27 protein-coding genes and 3 pseudogenes are annotated in these 13,656 nt (G+C 55.4%); 15 read left to right on the forward strand and 15 right to left on the reverse strand.

Annotation, left to right across the window (positions count from 1 at the left end; genetic code table 11):
- The 4 genes and pseudogenes from G3A56_RS25625 to G3A56_RS29105 all read left to right on the forward strand — a co-directional run.
- Positions 1 to 197 (forward strand): annotated as a pseudogene (locus G3A56_RS25625) (amino acid ABC transporter substrate-binding protein); the annotation flags it as partial.
- Positions 155 to 805, forward strand: coding sequence for an ABC transporter permease subunit (locus G3A56_RS29095; RefSeq protein ID WP_164056891.1), 651 nt, complete (start codon positions 155 to 157; stop codon positions 803 to 805). The pseudogene G3A56_RS25625 and the gene G3A56_RS29095, both read left to right, overlap by 43 nt.
- A gap of 419 nt (positions 806 to 1,224) precedes the next feature.
- Positions 1,225 to 1,362 carry a hypothetical protein gene (locus G3A56_RS29100; protein WP_164056892.1) on the forward strand — a complete coding sequence of 46 codons (138 nt, stop codon included), beginning with the start codon at positions 1,225 to 1,227 and terminating at the stop codon, positions 1,360 to 1,362.
- Positions 1,359 to 1,850 carry a hypothetical protein gene (locus G3A56_RS29105; RefSeq protein ID WP_246231451.1) on the forward strand — a complete coding sequence of 164 codons (492 nt, stop codon included), beginning with the start codon at positions 1,359 to 1,361 and terminating at the stop codon, positions 1,848 to 1,850. The genes G3A56_RS29100 and G3A56_RS29105 overlap by 4 nt, the downstream gene beginning before the upstream one ends.
- A gap of 106 nt (positions 1,851 to 1,956) precedes the next feature.
- Here the strand turns inward: G3A56_RS29105 and G3A56_RS25645 are convergent, their stop codons facing one another.
- From G3A56_RS25645 to G3A56_RS25680, 9 genes and pseudogenes are all read right to left on the reverse strand, one after another.
- Entirely contained in the window at positions 1,957 to 2,208 is a 252-nt protein-coding gene (locus G3A56_RS25645) for a hypothetical protein (protein ID WP_164056893.1), read from the reverse strand.
- 269 nt (positions 2,209 to 2,477) lie between these two features.
- Positions 2,478 to 2,732, reverse strand: a complete 255-nt coding sequence (locus tag G3A56_RS25650) for a hypothetical protein (protein ID WP_130519815.1) — start codon at positions 2,730 to 2,732, stop codon at positions 2,478 to 2,480.
- Between the two features lie 76 nt (positions 2,733 to 2,808).
- Entirely contained in the window at positions 2,809 to 2,931 is a 123-nt protein-coding gene (locus G3A56_RS29795; protein WP_484573242.1) for an AcrVA2 family anti-CRISPR protein, read from the reverse strand.
- The gene (locus G3A56_RS25655; RefSeq protein ID WP_164056894.1) at positions 2,928 to 3,284 is read right to left on the reverse strand and encodes a hypothetical protein; all 357 of its coding nucleotides are present in this window, start codon (positions 3,282 to 3,284) and stop codon (positions 2,928 to 2,930) included. Before G3A56_RS25655 ends, G3A56_RS29795 begins: the two co-directional genes overlap by 4 nt.
- 701 nt (positions 3,285 to 3,985) lie before the next feature.
- Positions 3,986 to 4,276: a protelomerase family protein gene (locus G3A56_RS25660; RefSeq protein ID WP_425503397.1), complete on the reverse strand. Its 291-nt coding sequence runs from the start codon at positions 4,274 to 4,276 to the stop codon at positions 3,986 to 3,988.
- A pseudogene (locus G3A56_RS29705) lies at positions 4,240 to 4,700 on the reverse strand (protelomerase family protein). Before G3A56_RS29705 ends, G3A56_RS25660 begins: the two are co-directional and overlap by 37 nt.
- A 63-nt stretch (positions 4,701 to 4,763) precedes the next feature.
- The gene (locus G3A56_RS25670; protein ID WP_164056897.1) at positions 4,764 to 5,159 is read right to left on the reverse strand and encodes a hypothetical protein; all 396 of its coding nucleotides are present in this window, start codon (positions 5,157 to 5,159) and stop codon (positions 4,764 to 4,766) included.
- Positions 5,113 to 5,448, reverse strand: a complete 336-nt coding sequence (locus tag G3A56_RS25675; protein WP_164056898.1) for a hypothetical protein — start codon at positions 5,446 to 5,448, stop codon at positions 5,113 to 5,115. The genes G3A56_RS25670 and G3A56_RS25675 overlap by 47 nt, the downstream gene beginning before the upstream one ends.
- Before the next feature lie 58 nt (positions 5,449 to 5,506).
- Complete coding sequence (locus tag G3A56_RS25680) at positions 5,507 to 5,740, reverse strand: hypothetical protein (RefSeq protein WP_164056899.1); 234 nt, start codon at positions 5,738 to 5,740, stop codon at positions 5,507 to 5,509.
- A gap of 157 nt (positions 5,741 to 5,897) precedes the next feature.
- On the opposite strand from G3A56_RS25680, the pseudogene G3A56_RS25685 reads away from it, so the two are divergent.
- The 3 genes and pseudogenes from G3A56_RS25685 to G3A56_RS25695 all read left to right on the forward strand — a co-directional run bounded on the left by G3A56_RS25685 (position 5,898) and on the right by G3A56_RS25695 (position 6,760).
- Positions 5,898 to 6,174: pseudogene (locus tag G3A56_RS25685) on the forward strand (type II toxin-antitoxin system RelE/ParE family toxin).
- A 12-nt stretch (positions 6,175 to 6,186) separates the two neighbouring features.
- Positions 6,187 to 6,474 (forward strand): HigA family addiction module antitoxin, encoded by a 288-nt coding sequence (locus tag G3A56_RS25690; RefSeq protein WP_130521495.1) that lies wholly within the window; start codon positions 6,187 to 6,189, stop codon positions 6,472 to 6,474.
- Between the two features lie 76 nt (positions 6,475 to 6,550).
- The gene (locus G3A56_RS25695; RefSeq protein WP_164056900.1) at positions 6,551 to 6,760 is read left to right on the forward strand and encodes a hypothetical protein; all 210 of its coding nucleotides are present in this window, start codon (positions 6,551 to 6,553) and stop codon (positions 6,758 to 6,760) included.
- Positions 6,761 to 6,782: 22 nt separating this feature from the next.
- On the opposite strand, the gene G3A56_RS25700 is transcribed toward G3A56_RS25695, so the two are convergent.
- Genes G3A56_RS25700 through G3A56_RS25710 form a run of 3 tightly spaced genes read right to left on the reverse strand, consistent with a single transcriptional unit; the run spans position 6,783 to position 7,883 of the window.
- Complete coding sequence (locus G3A56_RS25700) at positions 6,783 to 7,028, reverse strand: hypothetical protein (RefSeq protein WP_130521497.1); 246 nt, start codon at positions 7,026 to 7,028, stop codon at positions 6,783 to 6,785.
- Between the two features lie 17 nt (positions 7,029 to 7,045).
- Positions 7,046 to 7,447, reverse strand: coding sequence for a hypothetical protein (locus tag G3A56_RS25705; RefSeq protein ID WP_164056901.1), 402 nt, complete (start codon positions 7,445 to 7,447; stop codon positions 7,046 to 7,048).
- Between the two features lies 1 nt (position 7,448).
- Positions 7,449 to 7,883: a hypothetical protein gene (locus G3A56_RS25710; protein WP_164056902.1), complete on the reverse strand. Its 435-nt coding sequence runs from the start codon at positions 7,881 to 7,883 to the stop codon at positions 7,449 to 7,451.
- 796 nt (positions 7,884 to 8,679) lie between these two features.
- Here G3A56_RS25710 and G3A56_RS25715 point away from each other — a divergent pair.
- From G3A56_RS25715 to G3A56_RS25725, 3 genes are read left to right on the forward strand one after another with little or no spacing between them, the layout of a single operon-like run.
- Positions 8,680 to 8,886: a hypothetical protein gene (locus G3A56_RS25715; RefSeq protein ID WP_164056903.1), complete on the forward strand. Its 207-nt coding sequence runs from the start codon at positions 8,680 to 8,682 to the stop codon at positions 8,884 to 8,886.
- 1 nt (position 8,887) lies between these two features.
- Positions 8,888 to 9,073 carry a hypothetical protein gene (locus G3A56_RS25720; protein ID WP_130521499.1) on the forward strand — a complete coding sequence of 62 codons (186 nt, stop codon included), beginning with the start codon at positions 8,888 to 8,890 and terminating at the stop codon, positions 9,071 to 9,073.
- A 17-nt stretch (positions 9,074 to 9,090) separates the two neighbouring features.
- Complete coding sequence (locus G3A56_RS25725; RefSeq protein WP_164056904.1) at positions 9,091 to 9,345, forward strand: hypothetical protein; 255 nt, start codon at positions 9,091 to 9,093, stop codon at positions 9,343 to 9,345.
- Between the two features lie 13 nt (positions 9,346 to 9,358).
- On the opposite strand, the gene G3A56_RS25730 is transcribed toward G3A56_RS25725, so the two are convergent.
- The 3 genes from G3A56_RS25730 to G3A56_RS25740 form a co-directional block, all read right to left on the reverse strand.
- Positions 9,359 to 9,568, reverse strand: coding sequence for a hypothetical protein (locus G3A56_RS25730; RefSeq protein WP_164056900.1), 210 nt, complete (start codon positions 9,566 to 9,568; stop codon positions 9,359 to 9,361).
- A 76-nt stretch (positions 9,569 to 9,644) separates the two neighbouring features.
- Positions 9,645 to 9,932 (reverse strand): HigA family addiction module antitoxin, encoded by a 288-nt coding sequence (locus G3A56_RS25735; protein WP_130521495.1) that lies wholly within the window; start codon positions 9,930 to 9,932, stop codon positions 9,645 to 9,647.
- Between the two features lie 12 nt (positions 9,933 to 9,944).
- Positions 9,945 to 10,223 carry a type II toxin-antitoxin system RelE/ParE family toxin gene (locus G3A56_RS25740; RefSeq protein ID WP_130521493.1) on the reverse strand — a complete coding sequence of 93 codons (279 nt, stop codon included), beginning with the start codon at positions 10,221 to 10,223 and terminating at the stop codon, positions 9,945 to 9,947.
- 157 nt (positions 10,224 to 10,380) lie between these two features.
- Between G3A56_RS25740 and G3A56_RS25745 the strand changes: the two genes are divergently transcribed.
- From G3A56_RS25745 to G3A56_RS25765, 5 genes are all read left to right on the forward strand, one after another.
- Positions 10,381 to 10,614, forward strand: coding sequence for a hypothetical protein (locus tag G3A56_RS25745; RefSeq protein WP_130521491.1), 234 nt, complete (start codon positions 10,381 to 10,383; stop codon positions 10,612 to 10,614).
- Positions 10,615 to 10,812: 198 nt separating this feature from the next.
- The gene (locus G3A56_RS25750) at positions 10,813 to 12,084 is read left to right on the forward strand and encodes a protelomerase family protein (RefSeq protein WP_164056905.1); all 1,272 of its coding nucleotides are present in this window, start codon (positions 10,813 to 10,815) and stop codon (positions 12,082 to 12,084) included.
- A gap of 74 nt (positions 12,085 to 12,158) precedes the next feature.
- Positions 12,159 to 12,578: a thermonuclease family protein gene (locus G3A56_RS29710; protein ID WP_130519819.1), complete on the forward strand. Its 420-nt coding sequence runs from the start codon at positions 12,159 to 12,161 to the stop codon at positions 12,576 to 12,578.
- 15 nt (positions 12,579 to 12,593) lie between these two features.
- Positions 12,594 to 13,397 carry an AcrVA2 family anti-CRISPR protein gene (locus G3A56_RS25760; protein WP_130519817.1) on the forward strand — a complete coding sequence of 268 codons (804 nt, stop codon included), beginning with the start codon at positions 12,594 to 12,596 and terminating at the stop codon, positions 13,395 to 13,397.
- A gap of 4 nt (positions 13,398 to 13,401) precedes the next feature.
- Positions 13,402 to 13,656: a hypothetical protein gene (locus tag G3A56_RS25765; protein WP_130519815.1), complete on the forward strand. Its 255-nt coding sequence runs from the start codon at positions 13,402 to 13,404 to the stop codon at positions 13,654 to 13,656.

The raw sequence follows: 13,656 nt of genomic DNA on the forward strand, positions 1-13,656 counted from the left end.
CGTCGGCGGCGGCTATGGCAAGGACTTCGGCCTTCCGGACGACTTCGTCGCGCAGGGCGATCAAGGCTACCGGCAACTACGGCGAGATCTACGACCGTAACCTCGGGCCGAACACCAAGATGTTCCTCGACCGCAAGGGCACGCCGAACGCCCAGTGGTCGCAGGGTGGCTCGATCTACTCGCCGCTCTGGAACTGATCTTCCCCCATGACCGGACCGGGGCGGCACGCCGCCCCAGTCCTTCCTCGGTTCTGGTATCTCGACATGACTGTGCACCAAGCGAACGCGCCCGGAATGCGGCTGACGATGACGTTCTGGCCGCCGCGGCGCAACCGGATACGGTACGACGCCACCCAGTTCGCATCATCGCGGCTGCTGTCGTCCTGGTGGTCCTCTTTGCCTATGCGGTAAAGGAAGGGCTTGCCCGTCACGGGATCAAATTCAGCTTCTCGTTCCTCTGGGATGCCGCCGGCTTCGACATCAGCGAAGGAAGACCTTCGTCTTCGACGGCGCTTCTGGCCGGCCTTCACGGATTTCACGTCGGACCGCCTGATCGCGCAGGCCTTCGTCGCAGGCATATTCACACGATCAAGGTCGCCGTCCTCGCCATCGTGCTCAGCACCGTGCTCGGTACGATGCTCGGCGTCGGCCGGCTCTCGACGAACTGGGTGGTGCGCAATCTCTCCTTCTGGTGCGTGGAGTTCGTGCGCAACACGCCGCTCCTGATCCAGCTCGTCTTCTGGTACTTCGCCGTTGTCCTGCATTTCCCGCCGATCGCCGCCGCGCCAAGTTCTATGGCGTCGTGATCAGCCAGCAGGGCCTCTATTTTCCCGTGCCCACCTGGCAGGGAGGGGATTCGACGCTCGCCATCGGAACCGCGACCGCATTCTGGGTTGCGCTCCTCGGCCTGATTTTCGACCGCACAAGTCTGTCCGCTGGATCTGCGCCGGCGCGGTAGTCTTGCTTGCCGGCATCATGTTCTCGACCGGCATCCTGGGCCTCGACGTGCCGTCGCCTCGAAGTTCCAGGCGCGCGGCGGCTCGAGCATGAGCCTGAAATGGCGCGCTCCTCCTCGCCATCGTCGTCAACAGTGCTTCCTACATCGCGGAGATCGTGCGCGGCGCCATCGACGCGTTGCCGAAGGGGCAATGGGAGGCGCGGCCTCGCTCAGCCTGACAAGCCGGGACGCGGTCAACGATATCATCCTGCGCAGGTTTTCCGCGTCGTGCTGCCGTCCTTCGGCAACCAGTATATCAGCCTGGCGAAGAACACGGCGCTGGGCATCGCCATCGGCTATCCCGAACTCTTCAACATTACGGCACCATTGCCAACCAGACCGGTCACAGCCTCGAAGGCATCGTGATCGTGATGATGTCCTATCTGATCCTCAGCTGGGCCATAAGCGCCGCCGTCGGCTGGGCCGACCGCCGCATGACCAAACGTGGAGCTCGCGATGATCGCCAATTCCTGAAATGGTCGCGGTACAACCTGTTCGGCAAACCGTTCGACGCCCTTCTGTCTCTTACGGTCATCCCCGGTGTTCTCTGGCTCATCTGGCAGATCGTCCGCTGGGCATTGACGGTAGCGCAATGGGATATCATTCCGCGGAGCCAGCGCGTGCTCATGATCGGTATCTTCCCAGCCGATCAGGCATGGCGCGCTTGGGTCGCGATCATGATCGTCGCTGCATGGTTGGTGCGGGCTCGGATGCGTGTTCGCATTCAGGAAATATCACGCTGTCGCTACGTTTTCGCAGTTGAGGACTGCACACGCTTGAACACGGCCATACCTTCATCCTCGTGTCGTTCATTATGTTCGCGAATCCGGTTTCACGGTCGCTTCTCGCAATGACCGCTTCGAAATGCTCCGGCTGAAGAATGAACGGCTCTGCTGCAAACTGCTGCGGCTTTTTTGGGCAGCAAACCGGCGCTGTTAAGGGCTTCCATCGCGCGGGCGCTCAAAGGGCTGACTTGAGCCTGATCGACTGCTGCAAGCTGTTCTCGTAGGGAACGAAAGCCCCGCCGATACCTACATTCCACGTCTCGATGACATCCAGCCATGAAATAGGAAGGATAAAGACGCCTCCCTGCGGAAAGCGATCTAGGATGACGTTGAGATGCGCCAGTTGCGGCGGCGTTGCACCTGGCTCCCAACAAAGGGCAATGCGACGGTTGACTTGTAGTGATCGAGATAACCCGCGTCTTTGCATCGGTTTTCTGCCAAGGAGCTTCGAAAGCAACGAGCGGGAAGGGGAGCTTCAGGAGGTCTATGTGCGCTTGCGATACGTGCAGCGGATCAAGCAGCTCTGCGCAGTTGGGCAGGATAAATTTCACTGATCTGCGAAGCATATCGCTGACGATGCGGATCGCGTTGATGGACTGAACAAAATGCGGGGGAGACGCTGTACGACCTCTTTCATGCTCTCAATCGCATGGGCGCTATAGTTCAGCGCCGTAAAGTTCTCGCCTGTCTCCATTTCTAGTCTCCTTGCCCGTAGATCACTTCCAGAAGACCACGGGCATCCGCGTCTTCAATTGCTTTCAAAGCCGCCGCATGTCCGGCGACATTTTCACGTTCTCGTGCGAAGCGCGCTTCAACATCGCGCTTGAGAGTTTGGATCAGCTCGTGCTTCTCGGCGGTAGGAAAGACGGCATAGTGCTCAGCGGCCGCGAAGGCGACGTGCGGGATCGTAAACTCGTCAAGCGTCGGTTCATCTACATGATCCGAAGGCATGGGATCAGACCTTCACAACATATTCGGCTTGATGGGAATGCCTGTTTCCATATTGACGCAGCAAGCGGGATGGGGATCATCGGCCATCAGCCAGATGGCGAATATGACCTCTTCGCCAGTGTGGTTTGACGGTCCAGCCGCCCTCTCCCTTCCGGTTTTGTGATGCCTGTTGGCTGGCGCGAACATCGATCACGATCATTGGCCAATAGGCGGCTTTTTCTTCTGCAAGCGCTGCTTGTTCAAGCGCGCCGGGGCAGGCTCTTCCCGGCGGATGGCTTGCGGAGTGGCAAGGGCGCCGATCAGCGCCGCTGACACACCAAAGCCCGTGTCCACGAGCAGTTGCGTCGAATCGTTGTCGGCGTGGCTGACAAGGACGTGCTTGTGATCGCCGCAAACTCTCTGTCCGACTTGATTCAGGAAGACCAAGCCATTGCGGCGATGATTTTCGAACATGACGCGCACGGAAAGCGAGACGAGCTTTCCATCGATAGGGCTCATATTTTTCTCACAGAGAGCCGCCATATGGACGTGCTCATCGAGCACCTTCTGCACCCACGAGACCAAAAAACATCGTGAGGGATAGGAGCAACTTCCGCGTCCATAGCTCGTTGGCAAAGTCTATGAATGTTTGGAGGGTATCGTCTTTGGGGTCTGCATCGAGAAAGCTGAAGGTAAATTCGGCGGCGCTGGCGGCGCACGCCTCAACATGCCGGCCATCTCATCGATCTCATTGGCCTTCCATGGCTCCATTGAGCGGTAGTGGCGGATTTCAGGTGTTCGAGGCTGTGTGCAATCGCATTGATGGATCTCCGGTTTACGACTGACACCATTGGTTTCGATCACGGTATCCTCCGCGATAGGCATGGCCGAGGCCGAGCTTGATCATCTGGTCTGCAATGTCTCCATGCTGCGTCATCACCTGCGTCAACACGCGCCATAGCGATCTTCGCTTGATCTCGGTATTGGATGCCGGGCGTGCTCATGAGACGCTGAAGCTGTTGGGTAGCGCGATCCGCAAGCGCTCGCTCCTGACGCAACGAGCGCCTTCGCCAGCTTCTGGTGCGTCATAACCGACGATCCGGTACTTAATGCCGTCCCGCCAGAACGTGTCTCCATCGACGATGCAGGTTATCCGCTTGCCCGTAGTGCAGATCGGCCATTGATCCTGTGCTGTTGCGGGTAATGAGGTGGTGAGTGCTGCGAGAGCAGCGATTCCAGCTCTGATATGCAATTCTTGCTCCCTTCAATTGTCCTCAGCTTCGCGCTCTTCGGCTGCTGCCTCGATCTTTTTCGCCAACTGTTTTTTTACCCGGCGTGTCGCGCCGCATCTTTTTGATCGGGAGGTAGTATTTCATGTAGGAAGAGGCCGTTTCGATATCCTTCTCAGTGTGGCCGAGCGCTTCTGCGAAGAATGCGGCTTTCGTCTTCGACTTAGGCCGGAAAAACTGGTCCGCGATTTCCGCGTACAGTGCGCGAACGTTATGCGCCTTGATTTTCTTGGCTTCGATCACGTTCGGCGTGTCTTCGAGCGAGACTTTTGGCAGAGTTTTTCGAGGATTTCGTCACGGACGGCGGGAAGGATGCACTTGGGGTTCGGAGCGCGCAGCAAGTCTGCTTTGAATTCGTCGCTCGTCATCTCGCGCCATATCTGGCCACTTTCACTGTAGCGGAGCACCATCCAAGCAAAAATGACATCTCGCGCTTTTGTCAGCACGGGGATCGGAAACGACTGGTCGAATTGCGTCCCTCGTTTCCACGAGTCTTTGCCTGTCCGGAGAATAGGACGCGCCACGTCTCGTAGCCACGGCCACGGGTATGTTCTGTGTTCGTGGTCGGGTCTGCCATAATCGGCAGGGGCGAGAAGACGCCTTGGCAGAAGATTTCGAAAGGGCGACGGCCGGTCAGGATACCGAGAGCCACGCCGATCTCGACGGCGCGTGTTCTCGATATATCAGAGGCCGTTTTCACGAGCTGCTTGTTCCAAGGCGCTCCAAGAGGCGTCTGTGGCCGGAATAAGCTCCTTTGCGCGATCTAGGATATCCTGCCAGTGTGGCATAGGCACCAAGTCGCGGTGTTGCTCAACAATTGCATCTCGATATTGGATGGATCGGGCCTTTTGGGCATCTTCGGTGGTCTGACGATGGAAAGCGTTAGTTCATCATCCAGTCCGCGTCTGCGAAGCTCGTTGCGATAGGCGGCGGTTGTCGTCAGAACGGTGTTGCTCTTGAGGGTTTGCAGCATTTCGTCCAGCTCCGACTTCCAGAGCTTCCCGAGGCCGCGCTTATAGACGGCGCTGGCCTGCTTTTCGGTCTTGCCCTCTGCGAGCGAACGATCGTGCTCTTCTTTGAGCGTTTGAGCTGCTGTGCCAAACAGATCAATACTATCGGCGCGGGTCGCCTTGCGCCCGCCAGCGCCGCGAGATTTCAACCGTGCGGAGTGGATCGTCAGAGCGGTCGAGGACCTTAACGAAGTGCAGCGCCGGGTGATTGTCACCGTAGGCTTCACGAATTGCATTGCGGTAGCGCGAGGCATAGATGTTGCGCGTCGATACGGACTTGTCCGCAAACGTCTCCCATTCCTTTTCCCAAAGGTCGGCGTAATCATCGGCGTCGGCTGTCAGGTTTGCAACAAATGTTGCAATGGCATCCTTGACCACCGGGCGACGGCCGGTCTTTGCACGCTGCTGTTCGTCGGCGTCGGTCTTCTTCGCGTTCATTGAACTTTCTCATTTCCTTGATGTGCGGTGATCATTGGCGAAGGCTTCATGAAGCCGCTCACTGCGGTTCGCTTTCATCGCTGACTGTGAAAACCACCGTTTCACCTTCGATAGTGTACGGCACCTTTTTGCTAAGGAGCTGATCGGCCGCGATTTCCGGCAGATTGTAGGTTTTCCACGATGACCTTGCGCAGTTGGGCCTGTCGTCTTCGAAATGATATCCATTAATCGCCCATGCGACGATTCCGGGCGTGTGAACGGCGGGGCTTGATCCGAGACGGTAGGTTGCCATTTGCGATCTCCTTGGATGACTATGGAGGCAGAATAAAATAAAAATATATGGTCGGCAACATAAAAAGTAAAAATAACGACTGTTTATTTTATTAAATTGAGGGAGCAAAGCCCGATTATGCCCTTGTAGCGCGTAGCGTCACATGCTACATAGGAGTATGATAATCGGCTTTCGACACAAGGGCTTGAGACCCTTTACAAAACCGGCTCTGCCCGTGGGGTTCAAGCTGCTCATGCGCCGAAGCTGTCCCGTATCCTTGCTGCCTTAAATGCAGCGGCATCGCCTGCCGAACTGAACCAACCAGCCTACAAGCTACACCCCTTGAAAGGGACGCTGAAGGGGCATTGGTCGATATGGGTAAATGGCAACTGGAGGTTACTTTCCGGTTTGTCGGAGCTGACGTGGAGTTGGTCGATTACGTGGATTATCATTGAAGGAGACATACAGTGATGAAGAACCATCCCCATCCGGGCGAGCTGCTTCGCGAGGATGTTTTGGTGCCTCTCGGCATTGAGGTGACTGACGCGGCGCAGCGCCTTGGAATTGCCCGGTCTACGCTCTCTCGGATCATCAACGGGAAGGCTGGCATTAGTCCTGATCTGGCGATCCGGCTTGAACGTGCTGGCGTCAGCACCGCACGGTTTTGGATGAATTTGCAGTTGAACTACGAACTGTCCAAGGCCGAAGCGCGGGATCAGCCGGAAGTGAGGCCATTGCAGTCGGCAGCGGCTTGAAAATCGGAATCGTTCGTTCATTGGATTTGGCACGCCCAAACGTTACCAGTCTTTGCAGGATATCGAGGGAACCAAGATGAACGTCGTTTTTGCAGCAATAAGCGCCAGCCTCTTTTTGGCAATGCCTGCGATGGCTCAAAAGAGCGAAGTGAAACGCTCTCAACCATTTCAGGCGCAGGAGCGTTGCGAGACCAGATTGCAGGGACCGGAGCAGGAGCTATGCGAGGTGGCACAAAAGGCGACCCATGCGCCTAGCGGAAACCAAGAGAGCAGCGGAAGACAATAAGGGCACAGCCAGGTCATCGGGCCTAGCTGCCAAGCGTACCAGCGTCCCGCGCCATCTCTTCTGCTGTACCCCATGCGTCTTCCCGGTCTTGAGTGTAGTATGCGATTGCCTCTGCCCTTTCACGCGAAAGGTTGGGGCGAGAGATGCGATATTCGCCCTCCCGCTTACTGATTGTCAGGCCGAGGGCGCGCACCGCGCCAAACAGGGCCTTGTCGTTTCGTGTGGGAACGTTGAGAGCATCGGCGATAATTTTGGCTACAGTCACCATGTGCATTCGATCTCCGGTTAGAATTCGTATGTTCGAGTGCCGTCCGGCAGCTCGCAGGCGATTTCCACGTGCAAGCTTTCGATCTCGTCCGTCTCGTAGTATTCGTCACGCCACTTGATCGCCGCTCCGTAGCTCTCAGCCGTGTGCACGTCGCATTCGCGCTCGTAGCCTGCGTTTTCCACCACAGTGTATCGCTTCTTCATATCAGCGTCCTTTCGGTGATGCTGCGGGCATCGAGGGATCGTGCCGTAGGTGTACGTATCCAGCTTCTGGTTGGCGTGCTCGCGCTCGGCCTTGCGGATATCGCGACCATATCTGAGCGGATCAAAGTAGAACTCGATCTCAAGGCCAAGATCGCCATATGTGGCGACGTAGAACCGGGGCATTTCTACCCCGGCGCTGTTTAGGCATTTTGTCATCTCATCGTTTCCTTGTGGCTGATTTGAAGGTGTGTTCGACGGTGATTTTGAGGAAGAGGGGGATGGAGATTTCGAGGGCGATTTTGGTAGAGCCGTTGGGTTTGAGCTTTGCGAGGATACGGCGAAGGAAGCCTTGAGGCGTCGGCCGGTTGCGCGGCAGAACTGGAACGTCTGGAACATTTGCGGACCTTTCGTTAGGCATCAGCGCCATGTGAAGACTATAGGCTTGAGGCCGCAGGCGGTCAACATAAAAAGTAAAAATAACTGAAAATAATTTTACGAAATAGGCGATTAAGGGGCTTGCGTTTAGTAAAAATATCAGGCATATTGAGACCATGAAGAGCGGGAAAGCGGTTCCACCATGACGACGACGAGAAAAGTAAAAAAAGCGAGAAAAGTAAAAATAATTGTTGACCTGAGCGCAGAAAACGGCCATAGTAGGATTGGAAAAGGCTCCGATATTGGCTGAACGCGCAAGAAAAGTAAAAAAATCGCGATATGGGCGATAAAAAGTAAAAATAATGCTTGCGATTAGTAAAAATAGCTGGTAATATAGTAAAATTATGCGGGTGAAAGGGACACAGGCGGCGCGTTTAATATAAAACTACACCGGTGTAGTTTTATATTAAACGCGCCGCCTGTGTCCTTTCACCCGCATAATTTTACTATATTACCAGCTATTTTTACTAATCGCAAGCATTATTTTTACTTTTTATCGCCCATATCGCGATTTTTTTACTTTTCTTGCGCGTTCAGCCAATATCGGAGCCTTTTCCAATCCTACTATGGCCGTTTTCTGCGCTCAGGTCAACAATTATTTTTACTTTTCTCGCTTTTTTTTACTTTTCTCGTCGTCGTCATGGTGGAACCCGCTTTCCCGCTCTTCATGGTCTCAATATGCCTGATATTTTTACTAAACGCAAGCCCCTTAATCGCCTATTTCGTAAAATTATTTTCAGTTATTTTTACTTTTTATGTTGACCGCCTGCGGCCTCAAGCCTATAGTCTTCACATGGCGCTGATGCCTAACGAAAGGTCCGCAAATGTTCCAGACGTTCCAGTTCTGCCGCGCAACCGGCCGACGCCTCAAGGCTTCCTTCGCCCGTATCCTCGCAAAGCTCAAACCCAACGGCTCTACCAAAATCGCCCTCGAAATCTCCATCCCCCTCTTCCTCAAAATCACCGTCGAACACACCTTCAAATCAGCCACAAGGAAACGATGAGATGACAAAATGCCTAAACAGCGCCGGGTAGAAATGCCCCGGTTCTACGTCGCCACATATGGCGATCTTGGCCTTGAGATCGAGTTCTACTTTGATCCGCTCAGATATGGTCGCGATATCCGCAAGGCCGAGCGCGAGCACGCCAACCAGAAGCTGGATACGTACACCTACGGCACGATCCCCTCGATGCCCGCAGCATCACCGAAAGGACGCTGATATGAAGAAGCGATACACTGTGGTGGAAAACGCAGGCTACGAGCGCGAATGCGACGTGCACACGGCTGAGAGCTACGGAGCGGCGATCAAGTGGCGTGACGAATACTACGAGACGGACGAGATCGAAAGCTTGCACGTGGAAATCGCCTGCGAGCTGCCGGACGGCACTCGAACATACGAATTCTAACCGGAGATCGAATGCACATGGTGACTGTAGCCAAAATTATCGCCGATGCTCTCAACGTTCCCACACGAAACGACAAGGCCCTGTTTGGCGCGGTGCGCGCCCTCGGCCTGACAATCAGTAAGCGGGAGGGCGAATATCGCATCTCTCGCCCCAACCTTTCGCGTGAAAGGGCAGAGGCAATCGCATACTACACTCAAGACCGGGAAGACGCATGGGGTACAGCAGAAGAGATGGCGCGGGACGCTGGTACGCTTGCAGCTAGGCCCCGATGACCTGGCTGTGCCCTTATTGTCTTCCGCTGCTCTCTTGGTTTCCGCTAGGCGCATGGGTCGCCTTTTGTGCCACCTCGCATAGCTCCTGCTCCGGTCCCTGCAATCTGGTCTCGCAACGCTCCTGCGCCTGAAATGGTTGAGAGCGTTTCACTTCGCTCTTTTGAGCCATCGCAGGCATTGCCAAAAAGAGGCTGGCGCTTATTGCTGCAAAAACGACGTTCATCTTGGTTCCCTCGATATCCTGCAAAGACTGGTAACGTTTGGGCGTGCCAAATCCAATGAACGAACGATTCCGATTTTCAAGCCGCTGCCGACTGCAATGGCCTCACTTCCGGCTGATCCCGCGCTTCGGCCTTGGACAGTTCGTAGTTCAACTGCAAATTCATCCAAAACCGTGCGGTGCTGACGCCAGCACGTTCAAGCCGGATCGCCAGATCAGGACTAATGCCAGCCTTCCCGTTGATGATCCGAGAGAGCGTAGACCGGGCAATTCCAAGGCGCTGCGCCGCGTCAGTCACCTCAATGCCGAGAGGCACCAAAACATCCTCGCGAAGCAGCTCGCCCGGATGGGGATGGTTCTTCATCACTGTATGTCTCCTTCAATGATAATCCACGTAATCGACCAACTCCACGTCAGCTCCGACAAACCGGAAAGTAACCCTCCAGTTGCCATTTACCCATATCGACCAATGCCCCTTCAGCGTCCCTTTCAAGGGGTGTAGCTTGTAGGCTGGTTGGTTCAGTTCGGCAGGCGATGCCGCTGCATTTAAGGCAGCAAGGATACGGGACAGCTTCGGCGCATGAGCAGCTTGAACCCCACGGGCAGAGCCGGTTTTGTAAAGGGTCTCAAGCCCCTTGTGTCGAAAGCCGATTATCATACTCCTATGTAGCATGTGACGCTACGCGCTACAAGGGCATAATCGGGCTTTGCTCCCTCAATTTAATAAAATAAACAGTCGTTATTTTTACTTTTTATGTTGCCGACCATATATTTTTATTTTATTCTGCCTCCATAGTCATCCAAGGAGATCGCAAATGGCAACCTACCGTCTCGGATCAAGCCCCGCCGTTCACACGCCCGGAATCGTCGCATGGGCGATTAATGGATATCATTTCGAAGACGACAGGCCCCAACTGCGCAAGGTCATCGTGGAAACCTACAATCTGCCGGAAATCGCGGCCGATCAGCTCCTTAGCAAAAAGGTGCCGTACACTATCGAAGGTGAAACGGTGGTTTTCACAGTCAGCGATGAAAGCGAACCGCAGTGAGCGGCTTCATGAAGCCTTCGCCAATGATCACCGCACATCAAGGAAATGAGAAAGTTCAATGAACGCGAAGAAGACCGACGCCGACGAACAGCAGCGTGCAAAGACCGGCCGTCGCCCGGTGGTCAAGGATGCCATTGCAACATTTGTTGCAAACCTGACAGCCGACGCCGATGATTACGCCGACCTTTGGGAAAAGGAATGGAGACGTTTGCGGACAAGTCCGTATCGACGCGCAACATCTATGCCTCGCGCTACCGCAATGCAATTCGTGAAGCCTACGGTGACAATCACCCGGCGCTGCACTTCGTTAAGGTCCTCGACCGCTCTGACGATCCACTCCGCACGGTTGAATCTCGCGGCGCTGGCGGGCGCAAGGCGACCCGCGCCGATAGTATTGATCTGTTTGGCACAGCAGCTCAAACGCTCAAAGAAGAGCACGATCGTTCGCTCGCAGAGGGCAAGACCGAAAAGCAGGCCAGCGCCGTCTATAAGCGCGGCCTCGGGAAGCTCTGGAAGTCGGAGCTGGACGAAATGCTGCAAACCCTCAAGAGCAACACCGTTCTGACGACAACCGCCGCCTATCGCAACGAGCTTCGCAGACGCGGACTGGATGATGAACTAACGCTTTCCATCGTCAGACCACCCGAAGATGCCCAAAAGGCCCGATCCATCCAATATCGAGATGCAATTGTTGAGCAACACCGCGACTTGGTGCCTATGCCACACTGGCAGGATATCCTAGATCGCGCAAAGGAGCTTATTCCGGCCACAGACGCCTCTTGGAGCGCCTTGGAACAAGCAGCTCGTGAAACGGCCTCTGATATATCGAGAACACGCGCCGTCGAGATCGGCGTGGCTCTCGGTATCCTGACCGGCCGTCGCCCTTTCGAAATCTTCTGCCAAGGCGTCTTCTCGCCCCTGCCGATTATGGCAGACCCGACCACGAACACAGAACATACCCGTGGCCGTGGCTACGAGACGTGGCGCGTCCTATTCTCCGGACAGGCAAAGACTCGTGGAAACGAGGGGACGCAATTCGACCAGTCGTTTCCGATCCCCGTGCTGACAAAAGCGCGAGATGTCATTTTTGCTTGGATGGTGCTCCGCTACAGTGAAAGTGGCCAGATATGGCGCGAGATGACGAGCGACGAATTCAAAGCAGACTTGCTGCGCGCTCCGAACCCCAAGTGCATCCTTCCCGCCGTCCGTGACGAAATCCTCGAAAAACTCTGGCCAAAAGTCTCGCTCGAAGACACGCCGAACGTGATCGAAGCCAAGAAAATCAAGGCGCATAACGTTCGCGCACTGTACGCGGAAATCGCGGACCAGTTTTTCCGGCCTAAGTCGAAGACGAAAGCCGCATTCTTCGCAGAAGCGCTCGGCCACACTGAGAAGGATATCGAAACGGCCTCTTCCTACATGAAATACTACCTCCCGATCAAAAAGATGCCGGCGCGACACGCCGGGTAAAAAAACAGTTGGCGAAAAAGATCGAGGCAGCAGCCGAAGAGCGCGAAGCTGAGGACAATTGAAGGGAGCAAGAATTGCATATCAGAGCTGGAATCGCTGCTCTCGCAGCACTCACCACCTCATTACCCGCAACAGCACAGGATCAATGGCCGATCTGCACTACGGGCAAGCGGATAACCTGCATCGTCGATGGAGACACGTTCTGGCGGGACGGCATTAAGTACCGGATCGTCGGTTATGACGCACCAGAAGCTGGCGAAGGCGCTCGTTGCGGTCAGGAGCGAGCGCTTGCGGATCGCGCTACCCAACAGCTTCAGCGTCTCATGAGCACGCCCGGCATCCAATACCGAGATCAAGGCGAAGATCGCTATGGCCGCGTGTTGACGCAGGTGATGACGCAGCATGGAGACATTGCAGACCAGATGATCAAGCTCGGCCTCGGCCATGCCTATCGCGGAGGATACCGTGATCGAAACCAATGGTGTCAGTCGTAAACCGGAGATCCATCAATGCGATTGCACACAGCCCTCGAACACCTGAAATCCGGCCACTACCGCTCAATGGAGCCATGGAAGGCCAATGAGATCGATGAGATGGCCCGGCATGTTGAGGCGTGCGCCGCCAGCGCCGCCGAATTTACCTTCAGCTTTCTCGATGCAGACCCCAAAGACGATACCCTCCAAACATTCATAGACTTTGCCAACGAGCTATGGGACGCGGAAGTTGCTCCTATCCCTCACGATGTTTTTTGGGTCTCGTGGGTGCAGAAGGTGCTCGATGAGCACGTCCATATGGCGGCTCTCTGTGAGAAAAATATGAGCCCTATCGATGGAAAGCTCGTCTCGCTTTCCGTGCGCGTCATGTTCGAAAATCATCGCCGCAATGGCTTGGTCTTCCTGAATCAAGTCGGACAGAGAGTTTGCGGCGATCACAAGCACGTCCTTGTCAGCCACGCCGACAACGATTCGACGCAACTGCTCGTGGACACGGGCTTTGGTGTGTCAGCGGCGCTGATCGGCGCCCTTGCCACTCCGCAAGCCATCCGCCGGGAAGAGCCTGCCCCGGCGCGCTTGAACAAGCAGCGCTTGCAGAAGAAAAAGCCGCCTATTGGCCCAATGATCGTGATCGATGTTCGCGCCAGCCAACAGGCATCACAAAACCGGAAGGGAGAGGGCGGCTGGACCGTCAAACCACACTGGCGAAGAGGTCATATTCGCCATCTGGCTGATGGCCGCATGATCCCCATCCCGCCTTGCTGCGTCAATATGGAAACAGGCATTCCCATCAAGCCCGAATATGTTGTGAAGGTCTGATCCCATGCCTTCGGATCATGTAGATGAACCGACGCTTGACGAGTTTACGATCCCGCACGTCGCCTTCGCGGCCGCTGAGCACTATGCCGTCTTTCCTACCGCCGAGAAGCACGAGCTGATCCAAACTCTCAAGCGCGATGTTGAAGCGCGCTTCGCACGAGAACGTGAAAATGTCGCCGGACATGCGGCGGCTTTGAAAGCAATTGAAGACGCGGATGCCCGTGGTCTTCTGGAAGTGATCTACGGGCAAGGAGACTAG

The organism is Rhizobium oryzihabitans, assembly GCF_010669145.1.
GTDB classification, from domain to species: domain Bacteria; phylum Pseudomonadota; class Alphaproteobacteria; order Rhizobiales; family Rhizobiaceae; genus Agrobacterium; species Agrobacterium oryzihabitans.

What these genes read in the sequence shown, in the direction of transcription:
- G3A56_RS25645 (WP_164056893.1), bottom strand. Translation starts at nt 2,208, where the DNA reads ATGCAAAGACGCGGGTTATCTCGATCACTACAAGTCAACCGTCGCATT.
- G3A56_RS25650 (WP_130519815.1), bottom strand. Translation starts at nt 2,732, where the DNA reads ATGCCTTCGGATCATGTAGATGAACCGACGCTTGACGAGTTTACGATC.
- G3A56_RS29795 (WP_484573242.1), bottom strand. Translation starts at nt 2,931, where the DNA reads ATGATCGTGATCGATGTTCGCGCCAGCCAACAGGCATCACAAAACCGG.
- G3A56_RS25675 (WP_164056898.1), bottom strand. Translation starts at nt 5,448, where the DNA reads ATGAACGCGAAGAAGACCGACGCCGACGAACAGCAGCGTGCAAAGACC.
- G3A56_RS25680 (WP_164056899.1), bottom strand. Translation starts at nt 5,740, where the DNA reads ATGGCAACCTACCGTCTCGGATCAAGCCCCGCCGTTCACACGCCCGGA.
- G3A56_RS25695 (WP_164056900.1), top strand. Translation starts at nt 6,551, where the DNA reads ATGAACGTCGTTTTTGCAGCAATAAGCGCCAGCCTCTTTTTGGCAATG.
- G3A56_RS25700 (WP_130521497.1), bottom strand. Translation starts at nt 7,028, where the DNA reads ATGGTGACTGTAGCCAAAATTATCGCCGATGCTCTCAACGTTCCCACA.
- G3A56_RS25705 (WP_164056901.1), bottom strand. Translation starts at nt 7,447, where the DNA reads ATGACAAAATGCCTAAACAGCGCCGGGGTAGAAATGCCCCGGTTCTAC.
- G3A56_RS25710 (WP_164056902.1), bottom strand. Translation starts at nt 7,883, where the DNA reads ATGGCCGTTTTCTGCGCTCAGGTCAACAATTATTTTTACTTTTCTCGC.
- G3A56_RS25715 (WP_164056903.1), top strand. Translation starts at nt 8,680, where the DNA reads ATGCCTAAACAGCGCCGGGTAGAAATGCCCCGGTTCTACGTCGCCACA.
- G3A56_RS25720 (WP_130521499.1), top strand. Translation starts at nt 8,888, where the DNA reads ATGAAGAAGCGATACACTGTGGTGGAAAACGCAGGCTACGAGCGCGAA.
- G3A56_RS25725 (WP_164056904.1), top strand. Translation starts at nt 9,091, where the DNA reads ATGGTGACTGTAGCCAAAATTATCGCCGATGCTCTCAACGTTCCCACA.
- G3A56_RS25730 (WP_164056900.1), bottom strand. Translation starts at nt 9,568, where the DNA reads ATGAACGTCGTTTTTGCAGCAATAAGCGCCAGCCTCTTTTTGGCAATG.
- G3A56_RS25740 (WP_130521493.1), bottom strand. Translation starts at nt 10,223, where the DNA reads ATGATAATCGGCTTTCGACACAAGGGGCTTGAGACCCTTTACAAAACC.
- G3A56_RS25745 (WP_130521491.1), top strand. Translation starts at nt 10,381, where the DNA reads ATGGCAACCTACCGTCTCGGATCAAGCCCCGCCGTTCACACGCCCGGA.
- G3A56_RS25750 (WP_164056905.1), top strand. Translation starts at nt 10,813, where the DNA reads ATGGAGACGTTTGCGGACAAGTCCGTATCGACGCGCAACATCTATGCC.
- G3A56_RS25760 (WP_130519817.1), top strand. Translation starts at nt 12,594, where the DNA reads ATGCGATTGCACACAGCCCTCGAACACCTGAAATCCGGCCACTACCGC.
- G3A56_RS25765 (WP_130519815.1), top strand. Translation starts at nt 13,402, where the DNA reads ATGCCTTCGGATCATGTAGATGAACCGACGCTTGACGAGTTTACGATC.